Origin of the sequence: Mucilaginibacter sp. OK268 (assembly GCF_900103125.1) — a bacterium.
Lineage (GTDB): Bacteria > Bacteroidota > Bacteroidia > Sphingobacteriales > Sphingobacteriaceae > Mucilaginibacter.
Map to the genome: position 1 here is coordinate 1 of NZ_FNJV01000011.1, position 20,075 is coordinate 20,075.

The 20,075-nt window shown below is 34.7% G+C and carries 18 protein-coding genes; 3 read left to right on the forward strand and 15 right to left on the reverse strand.

The window, feature by feature from the left end; all coding sequences use genetic code 11:
• The 5 genes from BLR84_RS25550 to BLR84_RS25570 all read right to left on the reverse strand — a co-directional run.
• On the reverse strand, positions 1 to 95 hold a 95-nt coding region (locus BLR84_RS25550), incomplete at its 3' end, for a sugar phosphate nucleotidyltransferase (protein ID WP_143014000.1).
• A gap of 130 nt (positions 96 to 225) precedes the next feature.
• Positions 226 to 1,635, reverse strand: a complete 1,410-nt coding sequence (locus BLR84_RS25555) for a UDP-glucose 6-dehydrogenase (protein WP_090473110.1) — start codon at positions 1,633 to 1,635, stop codon at positions 226 to 228.
• A gap of 76 nt (positions 1,636 to 1,711) precedes the next feature.
• The gene (locus tag BLR84_RS25560) at positions 1,712 to 2,641 is read right to left on the reverse strand and encodes a GDP-L-fucose synthase (RefSeq protein ID WP_090473111.1); all 930 of its coding nucleotides are present in this window, start codon (positions 2,639 to 2,641) and stop codon (positions 1,712 to 1,714) included.
• 5 nt (positions 2,642 to 2,646) lie between these two features.
• Entirely contained in the window at positions 2,647 to 3,762 is a 1,116-nt protein-coding gene (gene gmd, locus BLR84_RS25565) for a GDP-mannose 4,6-dehydratase (protein WP_090473112.1), read from the reverse strand.
• A gap of 134 nt (positions 3,763 to 3,896) precedes the next feature.
• Positions 3,897 to 5,153, reverse strand: coding sequence for a WcaI family glycosyltransferase (locus BLR84_RS25570; protein WP_090473113.1), 1,257 nt, complete (start codon positions 5,151 to 5,153; stop codon positions 3,897 to 3,899).
• A 916-nt stretch (positions 5,154 to 6,069) separates the two neighbouring features.
• Here BLR84_RS25570 and BLR84_RS25575 point away from each other — a divergent pair.
• The 3 genes from BLR84_RS25575 (at position 6,070) to BLR84_RS25585 (ending at position 10,168) form a co-directional block, all read left to right on the forward strand.
• Complete coding sequence (locus BLR84_RS25575) at positions 6,070 to 7,119, forward strand: MBOAT family O-acyltransferase (RefSeq protein WP_255367046.1); 1,050 nt, start codon at positions 6,070 to 6,072, stop codon at positions 7,117 to 7,119.
• A gap of 3 nt (positions 7,120 to 7,122) precedes the next feature.
• Complete coding sequence (locus tag BLR84_RS25580; protein WP_090473115.1) at positions 7,123 to 8,028, forward strand: hypothetical protein; 906 nt, start codon at positions 7,123 to 7,125, stop codon at positions 8,026 to 8,028.
• A 157-nt stretch (positions 8,029 to 8,185) separates the two neighbouring features.
• Complete coding sequence (locus tag BLR84_RS25585) at positions 8,186 to 10,168, forward strand: right-handed parallel beta-helix repeat-containing protein (protein ID WP_090473116.1); 1,983 nt, start codon at positions 8,186 to 8,188, stop codon at positions 10,166 to 10,168.
• A 276-nt stretch (positions 10,169 to 10,444) separates the two neighbouring features.
• Here the strand turns inward: BLR84_RS25585 and BLR84_RS25590 are convergent, their stop codons facing one another.
• From BLR84_RS25590 to BLR84_RS25635, 10 genes are all read right to left on the reverse strand, one after another.
• Positions 10,445 to 11,593 (reverse strand): glycosyltransferase, encoded by a 1,149-nt coding sequence (locus BLR84_RS25590; protein ID WP_090473117.1) that lies wholly within the window; start codon positions 11,591 to 11,593, stop codon positions 10,445 to 10,447.
• Positions 11,581 to 12,156: a WcaF family extracellular polysaccharide biosynthesis acetyltransferase gene (locus BLR84_RS25595; protein ID WP_090473118.1), complete on the reverse strand. Its 576-nt coding sequence runs from the start codon at positions 12,154 to 12,156 to the stop codon at positions 11,581 to 11,583. The genes BLR84_RS25590 and BLR84_RS25595 overlap by 13 nt, the downstream gene beginning before the upstream one ends.
• The gene (locus BLR84_RS25600; protein WP_090473119.1) at positions 12,117 to 13,355 is read right to left on the reverse strand and encodes a hypothetical protein; all 1,239 of its coding nucleotides are present in this window, start codon (positions 13,353 to 13,355) and stop codon (positions 12,117 to 12,119) included. Before BLR84_RS25600 ends, BLR84_RS25595 begins: the two co-directional genes overlap by 40 nt.
• Entirely contained in the window at positions 13,348 to 14,097 is a 750-nt protein-coding gene (locus BLR84_RS25605; RefSeq protein WP_090473120.1) for a glycosyltransferase family 2 protein, read from the reverse strand. Before BLR84_RS25605 ends, BLR84_RS25600 begins: the two co-directional genes overlap by 8 nt.
• A complete protein-coding gene (locus BLR84_RS25610; protein WP_090473121.1) occupies positions 14,094 to 14,693 on the reverse strand; it encodes an acyltransferase in 600 nt (199 codons plus the stop codon). The genes BLR84_RS25605 and BLR84_RS25610 overlap by 4 nt, the downstream gene beginning before the upstream one ends.
• An 8-nt stretch (positions 14,694 to 14,701) precedes the next feature.
• Complete coding sequence (locus BLR84_RS30500; protein WP_090473122.1) at positions 14,702 to 15,322, reverse strand: CatB-related O-acetyltransferase; 621 nt, start codon at positions 15,320 to 15,322, stop codon at positions 14,702 to 14,704.
• Positions 15,319 to 16,185, reverse strand: a complete 867-nt coding sequence (locus tag BLR84_RS25620; protein ID WP_369829204.1) for a sugar transferase — start codon at positions 16,183 to 16,185, stop codon at positions 15,319 to 15,321. Before BLR84_RS25620 ends, BLR84_RS30500 begins: the two co-directional genes overlap by 4 nt.
• A 65-nt stretch (positions 16,186 to 16,250) precedes the next feature.
• Positions 16,251 to 17,666, reverse strand: a complete 1,416-nt coding sequence (locus BLR84_RS25625) for an oligosaccharide flippase family protein (protein ID WP_090473124.1) — start codon at positions 17,664 to 17,666, stop codon at positions 16,251 to 16,253.
• Positions 17,667 to 17,813: 147 nt separating this feature from the next.
• Positions 17,814 to 18,716, reverse strand: coding sequence for a glycosyltransferase family 2 protein (locus BLR84_RS25630; protein WP_090473125.1), 903 nt, complete (start codon positions 18,714 to 18,716; stop codon positions 17,814 to 17,816).
• Entirely contained in the window at positions 18,713 to 20,074 is a 1,362-nt protein-coding gene (locus BLR84_RS25635; RefSeq protein WP_090473126.1) for a protoporphyrinogen/coproporphyrinogen oxidase, read from the reverse strand. Before BLR84_RS25635 ends, BLR84_RS25630 begins: the two co-directional genes overlap by 4 nt.
• Position 20,075 lies beyond the last annotated feature (1 nt).

The following is a 20,075-nucleotide window of genomic DNA, read 5'->3' on the forward strand; positions in this document are numbered from 1 at the left end:
TCTATAAATTGTTTGGGATGCGATGACCGGCTTATGGGCCAGAAACGGCTCCCGATGCCGCCTGCCATGATGATCGCATAGTTGTTTTTATTCATCGGTAGTAAGAGGGGTTAATAACATGTAATATATGTTGAATACAAATATCAGGGCTAAAAATACAGAATAAAAAAGCAGTTACGAATTTCGTAACTGCTGGTAAACTTAAACTTCTTCAGGTGCAATAGATCACTTTTCTAAAACATTAGTACCTATTGATCGTACCTGGAATCCTATAGCCCTTAATTTATCAGCGTCAAGTAAATTCCTTCCGTCAAATATTTTAGCGGGCTTTAACATATTGTCATAGATCCTTTGCCAGTCGTAACCTTTAAATTCATCCCATTCTGTTAAAACAGCAATGGCATGCGAACCTTTGCAGGCCTCATAGGGATCTTTGAAAACACTAACTCCTTTTTTATTCTCCTCCTGCTCCCGGGTACGCAAATAATCCAGATCGGCATACACCTGGCTTTCAGGAACTTTTGGATCATAAACAGCAATATCGGCCTGTTCATATAATAAATGATCGGCCACATAAATAGCTGCGGATTCGCGGGTATCGTTTGTATCTTTTTTAAACGCCCAACCTAAAAATGTTATTTTTTTGCCGTTAACTGTATTATACAGGTTTTTGATGATCTGGTTTGCAAACCGCCTTTTCTGATGATCATTCATAATAATTACCTGCTCCCAATAATCAGCTACTTCCTGTAAACCATAGCTTCGAGCTATATAAACAAGGTTTAGAATATCTTTTTGAAAACAAGAACCGCCAAAACCTACCGAAGCTTTTAAAAACTTAGGCCCAATTCTGCTATCAGTTCCAATTGCTCTTGCAACTTCATTAATATCCGCTTCTGTTTGTTCGCAAATTTCGGTAAGTGAATTAATGGATGATACGCGTTGCGCCAAAAATGCGTTAGCAGTTAGTTTTGACAGTTCTGACGACCAAACGTTGGTGGTTAATATACGCTCTCTTGGTATCCAGTTGGCATACACATCAACCAATGCCTGTACAGCCATTTTGCCTTCGGGGGTGCTGTCGCCGCCTATTAATACACGATCAGGAGCATCCAGATCTTCTATAGCTGTTCCCTCGGCAAGAAATTCCGGGTTTGACAATATTTGAAACTGAACATTATTGCCTGTATGAGTCAGAATATCTTTTATGGCGCTTGCGGTTCTTACAGGCAGGGTAGATTTTTCAACAATGATCTTGTTATCCTTTGCTACACTGGCAATTTGCCTGGCACAAAGTTCAATCCATTTCAGATCCGCGGCTTGTCCTTTGCCCGCTCCGTAAGTTTTAGTTGGCGTATTAACTGATATAAATATCATCTGCGCCTCATGAATGGCTTTATCTACCTCGGTAGAAAAAAACAAATTGCGACCTCTCGCTTCAGCTACAACATCACTTAAACCTGGTTCATAAATAGGGATATTATTTGTATCCTTATCATTCCAGGCAGCTATCCGGGCCTCATTAAGATCTACTACTGTAACTTGAATATGAGGGCATTTTTTTGCAATTACGGCCATTGTAGGACCGCCAACATACCCGGCGCCAATGCAACAAATCTTGGTTACCTCAGTCATATATTTACGAAATTATAAGTATTGATTTTTATTTGATTGTAATAGCAATACTAACTCAAATAAATAACAAAATACATTAATTATTTTTTGTCAAATAGTCTTTATAAGCTAAAGCTATTCCTTCTTCTAATTCAATTTTATGTTTCCAGCCTTTGCTGTGTAATTTTGTTACATCCATCAGCTTACGGGGGGTTCCATCCGGTTTTGAGGTGTCAAAAGTTATATTTCCTTCATAACCTACAATTTTTTTGATAAGCAATGCTAAATCTTTTATGGAAAGATCCTCACCTGTACCAATATTCACCAGGCCCTGCTCATCGTAATTCTGCATCAGGTAAAAGCAAGCTTCTGCCAAGTCGTCTGCAAATAAGAACTCACGCTTAGGTGAACCGGTTCCCCAGATAACAACCTCGGGTAACTGTTGCTTTTTGGCCTCATCAAACCTACGTATAAGAGCCGGCAATACATGTGAATTTTGCGGATGGTAATTATCATTATATCCGTAAAGATTTGTAGGCATTACTGATATAAAATTGCATCCATACTGATCTCTGTACGCATCGCACATTTTTATACCTGCAATTTTGGCTATAGCATAAGGCTCATTAGTTGGCTCAAGTAAACCGGTAAGCAAATATTCTTCCTTTAACGGCTGGGGAGCGAGTTTAGGATAAATACAGCTTGACCCAAGAAACATGAGTTTTTTTACTTTATTCAAGTACGCGCTATGAATAACGTTATTCTGGATTTGCAGGTTTTCATACAGAAAATCGGCCCGGTAGGTATTATTAGCTACAATGCCACCAACTTTGGCGGCAGCTAAAAACACATAATCAGGTTGTTCATTTGCAAAAAAATCAGAAACCGCCTGTTGACTCCGCAGATCAAGATCAGCAGAGTTGCGGGTGATAATATTGGTAAAACCTTCTTTGACTAATTTACGATGTATGGCTGATCCTACCATCCCCTTATGGCCGGCAATATATATTTTGGAGGATTTATCCATTACAATTATTCAAATTGGTTTTTAATAACATAACCTGAATCTTTGAGTAATTTTTCTCTTTGGAAAAGCTCCACATCTGAAGCAACCATCTCTTTTACTAAGCCTTGCAGATCATATTTAGGTTTCCATCCCAATTTTGTTTTTGATTTAGTTGGATCGCCTATAAGCAGATCTACCTCGGTAGGTCTGAAATATTTCGCATCAACGGCAACTACTTCTTTACCAATTTCAATTTGAAAATCGGGATTGGCACAACTTACTACATATCCTTTTTCGTCTGCTCCTTCTCCCTTAAATTCAACAACAATGCCCACTTCGGCAAATGCCAATCTAACAAATTCACGTACACGGGTAGTTACGCCGGTAGCTATAACATAATCTTCGGGGGTATCCTGTTGCAGGATCAGATACATAGCTTCGACGTAATCTTTAGCGTGTCCCCAATCCCTTTGCGCATCAAGGTTACCCAGGAATAATTTATCCTGCAATCCCATGGCTATTTTAGCTGTTGCACGTGTAATTTTACGCGTTACAAAAGTTTCGCCACGCAGCGGGCTTTCATGGTTAAACAAGATACCATTACATGCATAAATACCGTAGGCTTCACGATAGTTTACAGTGATCCAGTAAGCATACATTTTAGCAACAGCGTATGGCGAACGCGGGTAAAACGGAGTGGTTTCTGATTGCGGAACCGCTTGTACCAAACCATACAGTTCTGATGTAGATGCCTGGTATATTTTAGTTTTCTTTTCCAGACCTAAAATACGGATAGCCTCCAATAAACGTAAGGTACCTATACCATCAGCATTGGCTGTATATTCAGGTGTATCAAAGCTCACCTTAACATGCGACATGGCACCTAAATTGTAAATTTCATCAGGTTGTACCTGCTGAATAATACGTATCAGATTGGTTGAATCACTTAAATCACCATAATGCAGAATCAATTTAAGTTCAGAATCGTGCGGATCCTGGTATAAATGGTCAATTCTGTCAGTATTAAACAATGAGCTGCGTCGTTTAATACCATGAACCTCATATCCTTTTGATAGAAGCAATTCTGTTAAATAGGCACCGTCCTGTCCGGTTATACCTGTAATAAGTGCAATTTTCTTCATAGTTAATATAGCAGTGGCTTAATTTGTAAGCGTTAACAGCATTTATATTGAAAAGTTTTTAAATTTTACAATTAATATATTTACCAACAAAAACACTGCAATATAACAACAAATTTACTATTTTATTGAAATATTTACAATTCCAGGCAATTTAGTTGTTTTGTAAGGCTATTCATTACATTGTTAATATTCAAATATTTTAAAGCGTAATCTCTGGCATTGTTCCTTTTTATCTCTATATCACTTTCCTCATTTATTTTCTGAATGGCTTCTGCCAAAAGCTCGTCATTTCCCGGCTCAACAACATATCCTACCTCATAATTATTAACAAGGTTGTACAATGATGTACCGCGGGCAGAGGTGATTAAACTCACCCCTCCAACGGCTAATATGGTTGTAAGTTTTGACGGCATTACAAGATCGCTTGCTTCGCTCTTTTGTAATATCAGATGCACATCTGCCATATTCAGGAATTCATTAAATACTTCTTTCTCCTGTACTGGTAAAAACTGAATATTTGTTAGATTATTATGCTTAGCCATCTGAACAAGTTTTTCTTTGTATGGCCCTGATCCGCAAATAATGAATTTGATATCCGGAGAGTTTTGCAATAGCCCGGCAACGTTTAGTATAATTTCAAGCCCTTGTTTTTCACCTATGGCTCCAGAGTACAGGCAAACTGTATCGTTTTCCTGGTATCCCCATTTCTTTTTAAGTAAATGTCTTGATGGTAAAGGGTAAAATAACGAGGTATCTACCCAATTCGGAAAAAACAAAACATCTTTATCTATTTTGGCCCTAATTTTATTGAGCATACCTTCAGAAATACTGCTTACATAGTCGGCTTTTAGCAAAATCTTTTTTTCGATCTTAAATATCCAGTTAAATAACCTTTTACTTGAAATCATATTAAGATCCTGGGCGGCTTCTATCTGGAGGTCCTGAATGTGGTACAATAGTTTACCCCCGTTAAATTTCCTAAGCCATAAACCCAAATAGGCTAAATGGAAAGGAGGAGCTATGGTGATAATAAGATCGTATTTTTTTCTGGTTAAAATGAGTTGAAAAACCTTCCATAGCATCGAACTCCAGAAAGAGAAATCCTGAATGATCCTTTTTTTACCTGTTGGATCAGCAGGCACATAAGAGGGACAACGATAAATAGTTAAAGTAGAATTACTTTCCGGATAAGTAACAACTTCTTTTTTATACCAGACATTTTTATAAGGTGGTTGAACCTTCCAATATGGATAATATGGGAAGGTGGTTACGACAGTACAATTATAACCTTCCCGGGCTAACCAATCCATCATTTCACCATTGTATCTTCCAATACCAGTAGGTTCAGGGGAAAAATTATGACTAATGAGAAGAATGTTTTTTTTATCCATATGTTATTTTGAAACAGTATATAAAATTAACAAAGCCGATGTAGTAAGGGGGCTGTTATTTATAGTGAGTAATTAATTTTTATGGTTAGAATAATGATTGTAAGTTGTTTTTAAACAATTAAAAAACATAAGCATTTATTATGATTTTAGCTAATTTAATCTGTGTAAAACCTGCATGTTAATTATTAAATAATATGGCTAAAAGCATTATTTTTTTCAATTCATAACCACTTTTGATAAAAATTTTAAAAAAAAAATGATTTTTATTTTACAAAATAAACATTTTAGATGCATTTTTACACCATAAAAAAAAGAAATTTAATTGACTTAATTTTTGTAAATGTTTAAAACTTTAACGCCTATTAATTCAGCACTAAACTTCTTTCTTCAAGAAAAAAATCCTTATGGATAATCCGTTCTTATGAAAAATTATAATTTGTTGAGGTTACAGCTTAACGCTATTATCAACTCAAATAAATAACACAAATAATTTAACTCTAAGCCCCTGTAGATAAATTTAATTATGCTATTCAACTCCTTACATTTTGTATACTTTTTCATAGTTGTAACAACATTATACTTCATAATCCCCCATAAATTAAGATGGTTTTTGCTTCTGATAGCCAGCTGCTATTTTTACATGGCATTTTTACCTATTTACATCTTAATATTAGGGTTCACGATTGTTATAGACTACTTTGCCGGTATCTACATTGAATTATCATCCGGAAGGAAAAGAAAATTATTCCTGATATGTAGTTTGATAGCCAATATAGGCGTGTTATGTATTTTTAAGTACTATAACTTTTTAAATGACAACCTATCGTTACTGCTAAATGATCTGGGCTATGCAAATCGCATCCCAAATCTTTCAATTTTATTACCAATAGGCCTTTCATTTCATACATTCCAGGCAATGAGTTACACGATTGAAGTTTATCGTGGTAACCAGAAAGCTGAAAGAAACTTTGGTATTTACGCATTGTATGTAATGTTTTACCCGCAGTTAGTAGCCGGGCCTATAGAAAGACCCCAAAACATATTACACCAGTTTTATGAAAAGCACAAATTCAGTTATGATAATGTAACTAATGGCTTAAAACTCATGACCTGGGGATTTTTTAAAAAAATTGTTATTAGTGATCGTCTGGCCGACCTGGTTAACCAGGCATACAGCGACCCTCATCGTTACCAGGGCTTTCCGCTTATTTTATCAACTATCTTTTTTGCTTTTCAAATATATTGCGACTTTTCAGGGTATTCAGATATAGCGATAGGCGCGGCAAGGGTGATGGGATTTGATTTAATGAGAAACTTCAATAAACCTTATTCGGCAAAGTCAATAGTTGAATTCTGGCAAAGATGGCATATCTCGCTTTCTACCTGGTTCAGAGATTACCTTTATATTCCATTGGGCGGCAGCAGAGTAAAAATGAGCCGACGCTACCTTAATTTGTTAATTACTTTTTTAATTAGCGGTTTATGGCATGGGGCCAACTGGACGTATATTGTTTGGGGGGGGTTAAATGGTGTTTATCAGATCATTGATATTTCAACAAAAAAAGCAAGAGGTAAAATAGAAAGTATCATATCATCAGGGTTTAAACCAGCTTATTCGATCCTGTGCCAACTGGTTACTTTTCTTCTCATTTGTACAACCTGGGTGTTTTTCAGAGCAAGAAGCGTTCAGGATGGCTGGTATATAGTAAGTCATTTTATTACCTCTGTTCATGGAACCACCGCTTTATATCTATCAGCAAAAAACATGATGGATATTCTTTTTGCACTGATTGCTTTATTCATCCTGTTTGGAGTTGAACATTTACAGAAAAATCAATCTTTTGTTGATTTTGTAAATAAGAAATCTCCGGCTATCCGATGGGGATTTTACTATGGCCTTGTACTGATCATATTTTTACTCGGAAAATTTGAGGGTAACCAGCAATTTATTTATTTCCAGTTTTAGATTATGAAAAAATTTCTCATTAGAGCTATTCTTTTTAGCTTGTTGATCATAGTATCTCTTGTTGCAATTGTAGTATTAGTTAGCCCCTTAGTACGGGGTAAGAATGATTACGTAGCAGCAACAATTGACAAAGAAAGCAGGCTTCATTCCCTCCCTTCCCCAAAGATTATTTTTGTAGGAGGATCAAACTTAGCATTTGGTATAAACAGTAGTGCCATTAGCAAAGAATTCAATTATCCGGTGGTTAATATGAGCCTACATGGGGGCTTAGGCCTATCGTTTATGCTTAACGAAGCGTTAGATGGGGTCAAGAAATCAGACATTGTACTTTTATCAACAGAGTATTACCTTGATAAACCAGAATTAAAATTGCTTACTCAATTAATGGATGCCAATCCAAATGCCAAAAAATATATCACGCTTAAGCCCGAAGAACTGATACCTTTTTATATTAGCGATTTACAAAGATGTGTAACAAGCTCTGTAAAAGTGATAGGGAAACAATTTTCCGATAATATTTACATAAGAAACGGCTTTACAGTTGAAGGAGATCTTGTTTCTCATTTAAATAAAAAAAATGTGCCCCTTGTTTCTCCAAGGTTAAAGGAAATAGACTACACAGATGATCTGCAATTAATAAACACTTTTATTGATGCAGTAAAGAAAAAAGGTGCAACTGTATACTACCTATTCCCTACTTATCAACAATCTACTTTTACATTAAATAAAAAAGTCGTTACTGATTTTGCCACCCTATTTCATAAAAACTTAAAATGCCCTATTATAAATACGCCTGATACTTTTGTTTATAACGATAGTCTTTATTTCAATTCAGAATATCACCTGAATAAACAAGGAAGAGAAATAAGGACACAAAAATTAATAGAAATATTGGGCAAAACATTTTAACAAAATAATCGTTTAAAATATAATCTGTCACCTGCCGAGTAATAACAACATCAATTTATCTTGCCTGCTTCAAGACAAATGAAGAACATAATAAATAAATATTTGTTATGCTAAAAAACTAAACTATTTGTCGATCGTAATTTACATTGTGTACACTATGAAAAAGTTATTAAACTGCAGGGCTCTGTTTGTACTGGTTATATTAATTCAGTTTTGTTGGCTACCCGTAAGGGCTCTTGATATTTATGTAAGCAGTACCGGCAATGATGCCTGGGACGGAAAAACTGCCATTCATAATAACAATGCCGGTCCATTAGCAACTTTACAACGGGCTTTTTTTATTGCAATTAAAAGCGATCCCCAATTAGCTAATGGAGAGGCTATTAATATATTCATCATGGATAGCAAATATCTAATTGCAAGTCCTGTTAAGTTAAGCGCCGTAAATCAATCTTTTTTCATACATACATTAACTATTAAGCCATATAAAATTCCAACAGTAACGTTTACCGGCTCCATTGCATTTAATGATATAAGCTCATCAAAGCTTCCACTAAATAATATAAAATTTGATGAAGTTTTTACTGATAACTCCCTTAAAAATTATGTTCGCAGTCCCAAAACATCCTTTTTTACCTTAACAAACTTTGAGACTAAAAAAACCGGTACAGGCTTATATAACAACAAGCAGCTATTTTATTACGACCCAGAACAAGTAAACAAAGCAATAGGGCTTTCTGATTTAAAAAGCGGACATTTTGGAATAATTATTTATGCTAACTGGACATATTGCTACAGGAAAATAGATAGCATCAATTTCAAAACACATGTATTATATACCACCGGGCTCAATAATAGCGATTACTCTCCCTGGAAAAAAGGGGTAAGGTTTAAGCTAGTTAGTCTTTCATCCGCTTCTATAGCAAACGCTGATGCATCTGTACTTTCACAATACTTTAACGTATCGCCTAACAATGGCCCGATATATATTCCAGTTAACGATCGGATATTTGATATAGCAGGTTCTGCCCTGAATAAAATAAAAAATATCCGTTTTGAAAATATAACCTTTGAACATTTTGGTTACAGATATACAGACCAAAGCATAGATCCCAATCCTTCTGCTTTTACTGAAAATGGAGCTATAATGATAAACTTTACGGACAACGTTGTTTTTAATAAATGTACGTTTAAAGGAATAGCTAAAAGTGCGATCTGGTATTATAAGTCTAACAGTAATGTGTCGGTTACTAATTGCACTTTTAACAATATGGGGGCCGGATCTGTTAAAGTTGGCAGCCCGGGCTCTGAAAATGATACAAAAATATTGAATAATAAAGTCAATATTGATAATAACAAAATTACCAACAGCGGCCTCGTTGTCCCTGCTGCCAACCCAATTTTTGTTGTTAATGGTAATAACATCAGCATCAGCAACAATAGCATTAATAAAGCAGAATACTCTGCTATTGGAATAGGCTGGGGATATGGCACAATCCCAAATATCCTGAGCAATGTAACTATAAGTAAAAACAGGATTGAAAATATTGGAACCGGTTTATTAGATGACCTGGGCGGTATATATACTTTAGGAATGATGGAAAATGTTGTTATATCCAATAACATTGTAAGAAACCTTAAATTTAATAGCTATGGCTCCTGGGGTATATACATTGATCAGGGATCGAAAAACATTACCGTTACCAACAACATTGTTGACCATTGCCAATCGGCCGGTTATATGCAAAACAGATGTCAGAACATAACGGTGACCAATAATATATTTGCAAATAACACGGGGGGGCAGGTTCAATTTGGAAATTTTAAAGACAATATCTCTTTAAAATTTGCTAATAATGTTCTCTATCAGGAAAACAACAATCCAACAAATATAAACTGGAATTCCACTTTTATTCAGAGTGATTACAACGCCTATTTAACTCAAAACAAACCAGGCAATCAATTAAACAAGCTTAGCCGGACAGCTACGGCAGCTACTTCAGGTGCCATAAGTACTGATAAAGATTTGCATTCAAAACGTGAGCAGGTTTCATCCAAGGTCAATATGTCATCTTTAAACATTGACCGGGCTTCAAATAATTTCAAACAAATTGACACAACCAAAGTAGGTTATCAATAATCAAAAGCGCTGCAAAAGCGTTTCCTTACTTCTGTTTATGGGGGAATTTTGAAAATTTGATTTTCATTTTTCCTTCATTTTTTTCTTTGGCAGCTTTACCCTTCAAATATATTGAACAGCCAATTTTAAAACTTAAGAACCGTTACCAGGTTAAAAAACCAGAATCTGTTCCTGCTAATTGATTCTACGAGGTAAATATAAATAGTGTTAAATGCCGGGGTATCTTTGGTTTTAAATATTATATCATCAGTTTGAGGTAAATGCCATTACCCGTAATTAAGAATATCGCTTTATCAAACCAAAGAAATCATCCCACCCGGTTTCATAATTAGGCAGGTATGAATCAAAACTTGCGGCATGATTTATATTATCTAATAATGCTTTAACCCAGGCGTCTTCATCTGTAAGTGGTATCATCTGCAGACCATCATAATCTGGCAAAACTTCAGATACAAAAGAAAGGTCAGACGCCAGTATCTTTTTTCCAAAAAACGCGGCTTCAATCAAAGGTAAGCCAAAGGTTTCTATATAGCTTGGGAATAAAATCAATTTTGACTTTTGATAATATTTCATCGCCTCGTTGTAAGAGACATGCCCTGTGAACAGGAAATACTTTTCAAGCCCTCTTTGTTTAATTATTTGGTATATACTGCTTGTATTTACATCAAGGGTGAAAATAATTTTCCAGGTACTAAGTAATGGTTCCTCATTAGGGGCAGTCTGTAAAAGCCTACTTAAAATATTTACAATAAACAAATGATTTTTATAAGGATATTCAGTAGCCGGAAAATATATATAATTCGGATCGGACTGATGAGCACCGTTATCATTCAAAAAATGAATCCGATTTTGGAATGAGGAGATATCAGGCTTGATAATATGAATCTGATCACCATTGATATAAAAAGTATCTTTTAGCGCCTGTTCTACCCATTTAACCTGCGCTATGAATACCGAATTATCATTATATGACCATCTCATTATTTTTTTAAAAATGGTTTTATATATCCACAATTTTGTCTCGTTCTTTTTCCAGATATTCCATCGTTTGGGATAAACAGGAATTGGATTATGATAATATATTAATTGATTTTTATCGTTGAAGAAAAACCCAATGCTCTGCAGGGAAACAAAAAGCGAAACGTTTAGGTCCTTCTCTTTGATCCATTTTCGTAAACCAAATACCTCCCAATTTACTCGTTCAACAATGTTATTGACAGGTAAATGCACAATCTGTAATGATATTGGTATATCCCTGGCATCTAACTCAACCCCATCGCATATAAATAAATAAAAATCAAAGTCTCTAAAATCGTTCTGTTTAAGAATCAATTGATTAAAAAACTGTAAAAGTATAGTACGTGCACCTCCATTTTTAAGGGATACAGCATTTACAATAATATTTTTTTTAATTACACTCTCCATCTGTTCCCTTTTATTAAAGCCGGATTGCCTTTATAAATAACATTTGCTTCGGTTGTGCTTGTTACTACACCACCTGCGGCAATTACGGTATTTTTACCAACAGTGACACCAGGCCCAACAAATACGGATGCTCCTACCCAACATCCGTCATTTAAAATAATAGGCTGGTTGCGGTAATCCATGCTTGGTTTTCGATAATCGTGGTTCCCGGTGCACAAAAAAGCACGTTGAGATATGCATACGTCATTACCGATAGTAATTGGAACCAGGTTTAATAAATAAACTTCTTCTCCAATCCAAACATCATTGCCTATGGACAGATGCCATGGCATGTGAATATTGACTCGGGGTTTTATAACTATATTCTCCCCCATTTTTGCGCCAAATAACTTTAGCAAGAATCTTTTAAAACGATACGGATATGGAAGCGCGCTTAAAAAAAATATCATCTTGATGATATACCACGCTGATTCTTTTAAAACACCGGCTCCCCTAACATATCCGACACCCGAATTAAACTCCTTTAACTTAACCTGATGTTGAGCGTTTTCTTCGAAATCCATGATGTAACTATTTGATTGAAATCATCAACAGAATAATTGACGATCCTGTTAAAATAATATAGAAAAACAAAGAAGTACATTTCGGGTGAAAAGTAATTTCCTTCTCTAAACAATTTATATATAAAATAAATAAGCAGGGCCCTTGATATGATACTGCTATATAAATTTTTATTTGAATAATCCTTGATCAGGAAAAGCACCACGAAAAAGATTCCGGTTAGGCCAAGCTCTGACAAAATCCTTAAAAATAAAGAGTTAGCATCGTCAGCGTTAAGATTGGCTAAGTTACTTCCTTTATCAATAAAAGTTTCCTGACCGGGAAGCTTTGAAATGTACAATTTATGGCTCTCGGGGTGCGAGCCCAAACCAGCTCCCAAAACAGGATTATTTTGAAAAACCTGCTCAGTAACAAACATATTAGATATTAAGGCGTATGTGCTTAAATTGGCCCCCTCAACATCATTAGAAACATAGGATTGCGTAGTATCATCAACTCTTAATCTAAAATCATCAACAAATACATAGGCAAGCGTTACCGATAGGTATATGATCAGAAAAATAAATAAATTACGAAAGGCGAATTTATTTTCCTGGTATAAAAATAAGGAAATAAATATACCAAGGTAACCAACAGAAGAGAAGGTAAGGATCAACGAAAAGAGTATAACGTAAAATTTAATGGAATTAACCTTCTTATTCTTCATTAATATAAAGAATGCAGGGAGCACTATACCCGCAAAGTGGGCCGGTTCGGCCATAATGCTATGCAACCTGTATGTTCGCTCTCCTAATAATCCAAAAATTACAACAAACAATACTATCCCCAGTATACTAACCCAATAGGCATATTGCAAATAGGTTTTAATTACTAATAAAAACCAGCCGTTTTGTGAAAAGTACCTGATAAGATTGTAAAAATACAATGAAACAAAAGTTATACCTATAAGCTGAAAATATCCTTTTGTTGGACTGTTATATAGAAACACTATCGAGAACAAGCACGATAGAAAAAGAAAACCAAAAATATAGCCAAAGTATTGAGGGAACTTTAAATTACCTTGTTTAAAAATAAGCAGGGCAAAATTTATTGGCAAAATAAAATAGAATAGTTTAAGGTCGACACCATTACCCCTGCCGTATAATGCCAAAGCCTCGCTAAAAACACATAAAAGCGTACTATGCAATAAGTATTTATTCATAATTACGGATAGTTTTTCGATAAAAATACTTTAACCTGGCTATCAAATCGTCAATAAAACAATTTAAAAAGCTCACCCCTCCTGATGTATTTTTTGCTTTAAAAGTTTCTTTAAAGACCCTTGTACTTGCTGTACTAATACCACCATATCCCATTTTTGCGTTTACTTTATCAAAGAATTTAGCTTTCAAGTTATGCTTTGCTCGTAAAAGCAGCTCGTAATCACCCGCTATTTTATAACTGTCATTAAAAATGCCGTATTTTTCAAAATACAATTTATGATGCAGGGCACCAACATGTGCCAAATTCATATATTTTTTAAAAACATTCCAGGTCCACTCGCCACCTAAAGTTTTTAAATTTTCACCTTTATTATTCAGCAAAACATTTCTTGATGAAATAAAATCAATTGTTTCTAATTTATGCTGAATAATAAATTCATGATATGACTGTAAACAATCGGGGAATAACTGATCATCAGAACCCACAAACATAATCCAGTTTCCCGAAGCTAATTTTAATCCTTTATTCCACGCATCATATACTCCCTTATCAGGTTCAGAAACTATATGAGCAATATGTGAAGAAAATTTATCAGCCTCCCCTAGCGTCGAATCTTTAGAATTACCGTCTACTATGATTATTTCATAATTTTGGTATGTTTGATCCACAAGACTTTGTAAACAATGCCCGATTACATCTTTAGAGTTATACGTAGCTATTATAATTGAAAACTCTATCATAAACTATCAGATTTTATATTAGGGTTGCTGATACTTCTTATAAATTTTGCAGGATTACCACCCCAAATTTCAAACGAAGGTATATTTTTTGTAACTACGGAACCAGCTGCAATTATACTCTGCTCTCCAATTTTAACGCCTTTTAATACAATTGATCCGGTTCCAATAAAGACTCCCTTCCTAATAATTATTTTTGCCGAAACCACATTTTCCTGGTCCAGGTGTGTTCTTCTAATAGCATAATCAAGGCTATGAAAATCATTATCCAGTATCTGGCATCCCCCACCTATGATAACATCATCCTCAATGGTGATCTTTTCACGTGCATAAAGCAAAGCGTTAGAGATACCCACATTATTGCCTATCTCGATTACTGCATCCCGATTTACACATAGGTAAGTACTCGATGATAATCCAACAGGATTGCTCCATTTATTTGAATTAATTAAGACATTTTTACCAAAGTATATTTTGCCCTTAAAACCCTTTACACCAATAAACCCAACAATGGTTGGAAAACTTGTATATTCTGCTTTAATTAAATTAAGAATCAAATAATTCCAGATGTATGCTATATAATATAAAAGCTTATTCACTTATGTAATTAGTTATATAGTTTTAAAAAATCATCAGTATTAAAAATGTATTTTTCAACCAAAGGTAATTTATCTTCTTCCCAGTCCCACCACTTAATTTTCAATAATTCCTTTACCTTATCCTCATCAAACCGATACTTAACAATTTTTATAGGCGTTCCAACCGCAATTGCATAGGGTGGAATATTTTTGCTTACTACGGCACCAGCTCCAATCACAGCGCCATCTCCTATCGTAACTCCTCCTAATATGGTGACATTTGCTCCTATAAATACGTCATGACCTATGCTTACCGGTAAGTTTTCTGTAATCTTATCTTCTTTACATAGGGTTATCCCGTTCTGTTTATAATTTGAATAGAACATTGGCGCTGTTGAGATGCCATTTGTAGGGTGAATACCCAAACCACAAACTAAATTGGGGCCAATAGAGCAAAACTTGCCAATAGTAGTATCAGTTATATTGGAATTAGGGGCGATGTAGGTATAATCGCCTACCTTAACATTATATAATTTATAAATTGAATACAGTTTTACAGATTTACCAACACGGGTATTTACCTTACTATTTGCATAATAAGGGATATTTAAAAAAAATGAAAGCAGCTTCTTAATTCTGTTAACTATCATTTAACAAGTTTTTTTAAAGTTGAGTAAATATTGTATTTTTTTAAAAGCAGAATGAATTTAATTTTAAAGTGAGGAATTGTTTTAGCGTAAAAGCTATCTACTTGTTTTCTATAATATAAATCTTCTTTAAGGTCTGTTTTTGTTACTTCGATATAATCGGTTGGTGCTGAATAGAACCCTGATTCACTCTTTGAATTAGTACCGGTGTCATCAAATCCGTTATTCAGGGTTAATGACTTATACGGAAATAATGAATATCCCCCCGCAAATAACCATGATGCGTACCACTTCACCGCCCAGGTATATAATTTACCATCCCTATTCAAAATCAGTTGGTAATAATAATCGGCATGGCCCTGTATATTAAAATCGTTGATCTTCTTTTTTGAATTCAGATGTTCTAAATGCACATTGGTATCATGATCGTAATGTTTCCAGGCTCTGGCCCAGGTTCCCCAGCCCCAGCAAGATAAAATATTCAGAAAAAAGGTTTGATCACTCTGATCTTTCGTTTTCACGGGATATATATACCCACTAACATGCATTACTTTGCTCTCGGGTTCATAAAGTGTCAAAGCATCATTCATGTACTTCAGAAAGCCTACAGAAGTGATAAGATCATCCTCTAAAACGATAATTTTTCCGTGCTTATTAACAATGTCGGTAACTCCTTTAACTATTGAATTAGCCAAACCATTATTACTTGGAGATTCTATTATAATTACCTCTTTACACCACTCCTTTGTGCGGATTACATTTCTTGTTTCTTCAATTTTTTTTAGCTGAGCATCTGTGGCATCTGCTTTGGGACCGTCTGCATATATGTATAAGGTGCTTTCATCTGCCAATTCATTATTTGACAAAGCTTCAAGCGTTTTCTGTGTATGTAGCGGCCTGTTATAAACAAATAATACGATAGGAGCTAAATTCATAACTTACTTTTTATTAAAGATATAACTTTACCTATTTCCCTTCTTCCATCAAAGAGCATATAAACCGTAAAAACAATTAATAATAAATTTTTGGCAAGTAAGATATTAAAATATAAGGAAATCCATATTAATAAGGATATTACAATTTTTGGTATCCAAAAAACAAATACCTTATTTTTATTAAACTCAAGACTATTAATAAATGTGTAAAAAACTTGAAATATTAATACAAATACAATAAATGAAAACGAATAAAATTGCGCTATTGCCTTTAATGAAATAAATCCACCCATAACTATTGCTGTCACTAAAAAAAAAGCAGTTACCCACCCCGAAATCATAAATTCACGCTCCTTTTCTTTTAAAATAAGTATTGATCCCGCAGTTGATAATAATGTTTGTGTAAAAATTAGCAAACCAAAATAAGGCAGCAAAGTGGCTACCTGTAACCAACTACGCCCCCATAACAGCATTACTAAATGCTCGGGGAGAAGAATAAATAGGATAACTAAGGGATAACTTAAAAATCCTATTATACGTAAAACAAAATAGTACTCTAATTCAATATCACCGCCTTCGGCCTTTAATTTCTTCATACTCGGAAAAAGCACTGTACTAAACAGGCCGGTAATTAAACTAAGCGGTAATAACAATAATGAATAAGCTCTGTTATAAATACCAAGTTCAGAAGCACCATAAAGTTTACCAACAACCATGTTGTCTGCGTTTCGTGACCAATAATTAATGGCATTAAATCCTAACACACTAAAAACAAGTTTTTTAGTGTGTTTAAAACCTACTTTAATATAAGCCATTGGAAATATTTTAAAACCTAATCTCACCTCTTTTTCATACATTATGGCTGTGATTATGGCCGTAAAAATTTGAGGGATCACTAAAGACCAATATTTGGCTCCTAAATAGGCCATAACAATCGTAGTTAATACAGTAACAACCATACAAATGAGTGTCACCTTACCTAAAAAGCCGAACTTAAGTTGTTTAGCTAACAATGCACCTTGTGCTAAACTTAAACCACGGATCAAAAATGTAATTGATAATACAATTGTAGGATATAGTAATGAAGGATTCTTATAAAAAATTGTAATGGGATATGCCATCAGTAAAGTAATGAGGAATAAAGCCATCCCCAGCAACCAAGATAAATTGGTTAAAACGCGTTGATAAGTTCTTCCATAATCGCTACGAATTAAAGCAAATGAGAGCCCTCCATCGGAAAAGACAATTATGAATCCAGTAAATACAGTAATCAATCCAATTATTCCATAATCTTCAGGCGATAAAATCCGGGAAACAACAATAGATGAAAGAAAGCTGATCCCCTGGGCTAGATATGTATACCCACCGGAGATTAGAATATTTTTAAATAATGATCTTTTAAAACTTGGCACTTATAAAATTTAATAACGTTTATTTTATTAGTCAGTTAATTATAAAATGTGAATATTATTATAATTACCTTACTAAAAATAGCAAACAGGGAATTCGAATTATCCGGAATTTTTATGCTCATAACAAACTAATGCTTATCGAGCAATCTACATGCAAGATTTAATCTCTGTGTAAAAATCAAGATTAAATAATAACGACGGTGCTTTCAGGGCTTTTTTGATAATGTGTTTTCTTGTGGCTGATTTCTTTACCAACTTTTCTTTTAAAAGAAAATTATACAAAAAGGGATCATAAATTTTACAATTAACGATTGTACTTATCAAGAACCGATATTGATCTTCAGTTAACTCTTTTTTTAGGCAAGAAAATCCATCATAAACACTTTCTTTAACGAGTTTAAAATTTAATGCAACCGCGGTAGTAGCAAATCGACGATTAAAAAAAATCCTGTCGGACATTTCAAATTCAAAATTTTCAATAGCCATCTTTAACATGGTTGTCATATCAAACGGTGTAAGCCTTAAATTAGCACTGCAAAAGCCACCTAACTGCAAAAGTGATTTACGGCTATAGCAAACACCAGAAGGTGCCAATCCGCCTAATAAAAACGGAATCACAGCTTTTTGTCCTGCCAATACATTATTTAAACCAATGCCTCCTTCTTTCCAGTTTGAATAGAAATCACGAAACATGCTGCGCCCCCATAGTACATATTTTTCAGGAAAGTTTCTTTTTTGCAGAATATCGTAATATTTAGACAATGAATCTTCAAACAAGACATCATCTGCATGGCAATAAATCACATAATTTCCCTGAGCTTCTCGTAAACAAATGTTATGATTTTCATACATTGGCACTGTATCCGCCCTTGAAATTATTTTTACTCTCGATGAATAAGGTTCAATAATTGCGGCCGTCCCATCTTTTGATCCGTTATTACTGATTAAAACCTCGTAAGGAAATGGGAAATCCTGATTTAATGCGCATTCAATCGTTTTAAGAATTGATTTCTCTCCGTTGTAAACAGGAATAGCTATTGTAAATTTCATATGGTATTTTTTAACCCTTGTGAAACCCTTAATCCACGTAAAACGCAATCATCAGTCCAATAATACTTCCATTGGCCAAATCTACCAGCCAAAATCAGATCTCCGTATTTCGTATTATCTCCCTCCGCCCAGTTAGTCATAGGCATAAGGTCATCATTTTCGCGAGTCAAGCCATATTGTTCAAGCCACCCCAACACTATATCCTGATTTTTTACCTGTTGATGATCAAAAATTACATTTGCCCATTGCACCCATTTTGTATGATAGGTTTCAATATAATTACGGTCAAGTATCAGCCCCATTTCAAGTAACTCCTTTAAAACAGCTTCTGCAATTTCCTCGTCACTTATATTTTTCTGATTATAATTTGAAAAATAAACCTCAACCTGAATTCCTGTTTTTCCTTTCGGCGCATTATTCGGCGAAAGCAGCTCAGTACAGTTTATACGCGTGCTATACTTATCTTCATCGTAAACGTATATCCAATTTTCAGGACGCGCTGTTTCATGATTCGCTACAACATTTACCAAAAGTACTGATGAGCAATTTAAAGCCTCAGCTGCTTGTTTTACATAGTCCGGAGCATTACTTTTCTGTATCAGAACAGGCAAGGGAATCGTATTTATCAATTTATCATATTCAACATTTTCGCCATTTTGGAATGATAGCTGTTTTGTATCAAAATTTATATGAGAAAGTTCATAATTAAGCTTTATGTTGGAGCCCTGTAAAAGCTTATCCGCAAAGGACATATATCCACCAGTTGCAGGATACCTCACTTTTTTAACATAATGTGTTTCCTCTTTTAACGGGCCTAAGTAACCTTCTTTAACTTGATCAATCTCTGGAAAAAAAACACGCTTACCTACCCATTGGGTACTTAATTGCTGAGGTTCAGTAGTCCAATATTTTCTGGTATAGGCTGCAGGAAAGGTATCGGCAAATGTATTTCCAAAAGAATACTCAAGCCATTCCTGGTAATTTTTTGGAATAAAATCATCCGTATAAAAAGCGCGTGCACTTAAGAAAGCTTCCAAACATTTATCACGCAGGGGTTGCGGCACCGCATACAAATTGCTTTGTGCAGGATGTGGAATCCAGCTTCCCTTGTAATAGTTTATTGTTTTAACCGGGTACTCCAACACATTTCCTTTCACACTTTCCTTAAAAAGCGTTTTTACATATTCATTATCCGTAAAAGATACATGGGGGCCCTCATCCCAGGTAAAACCATTTATATATTCAGAATGAACATGTCCGGTAGCGTGATTGTTCTTTTCATAAATAACACATTGGTTGTGTCCAATATGATACGATGAACTTAAACCCGATAAGCCAGCCCCTAAAATTGTGATCATG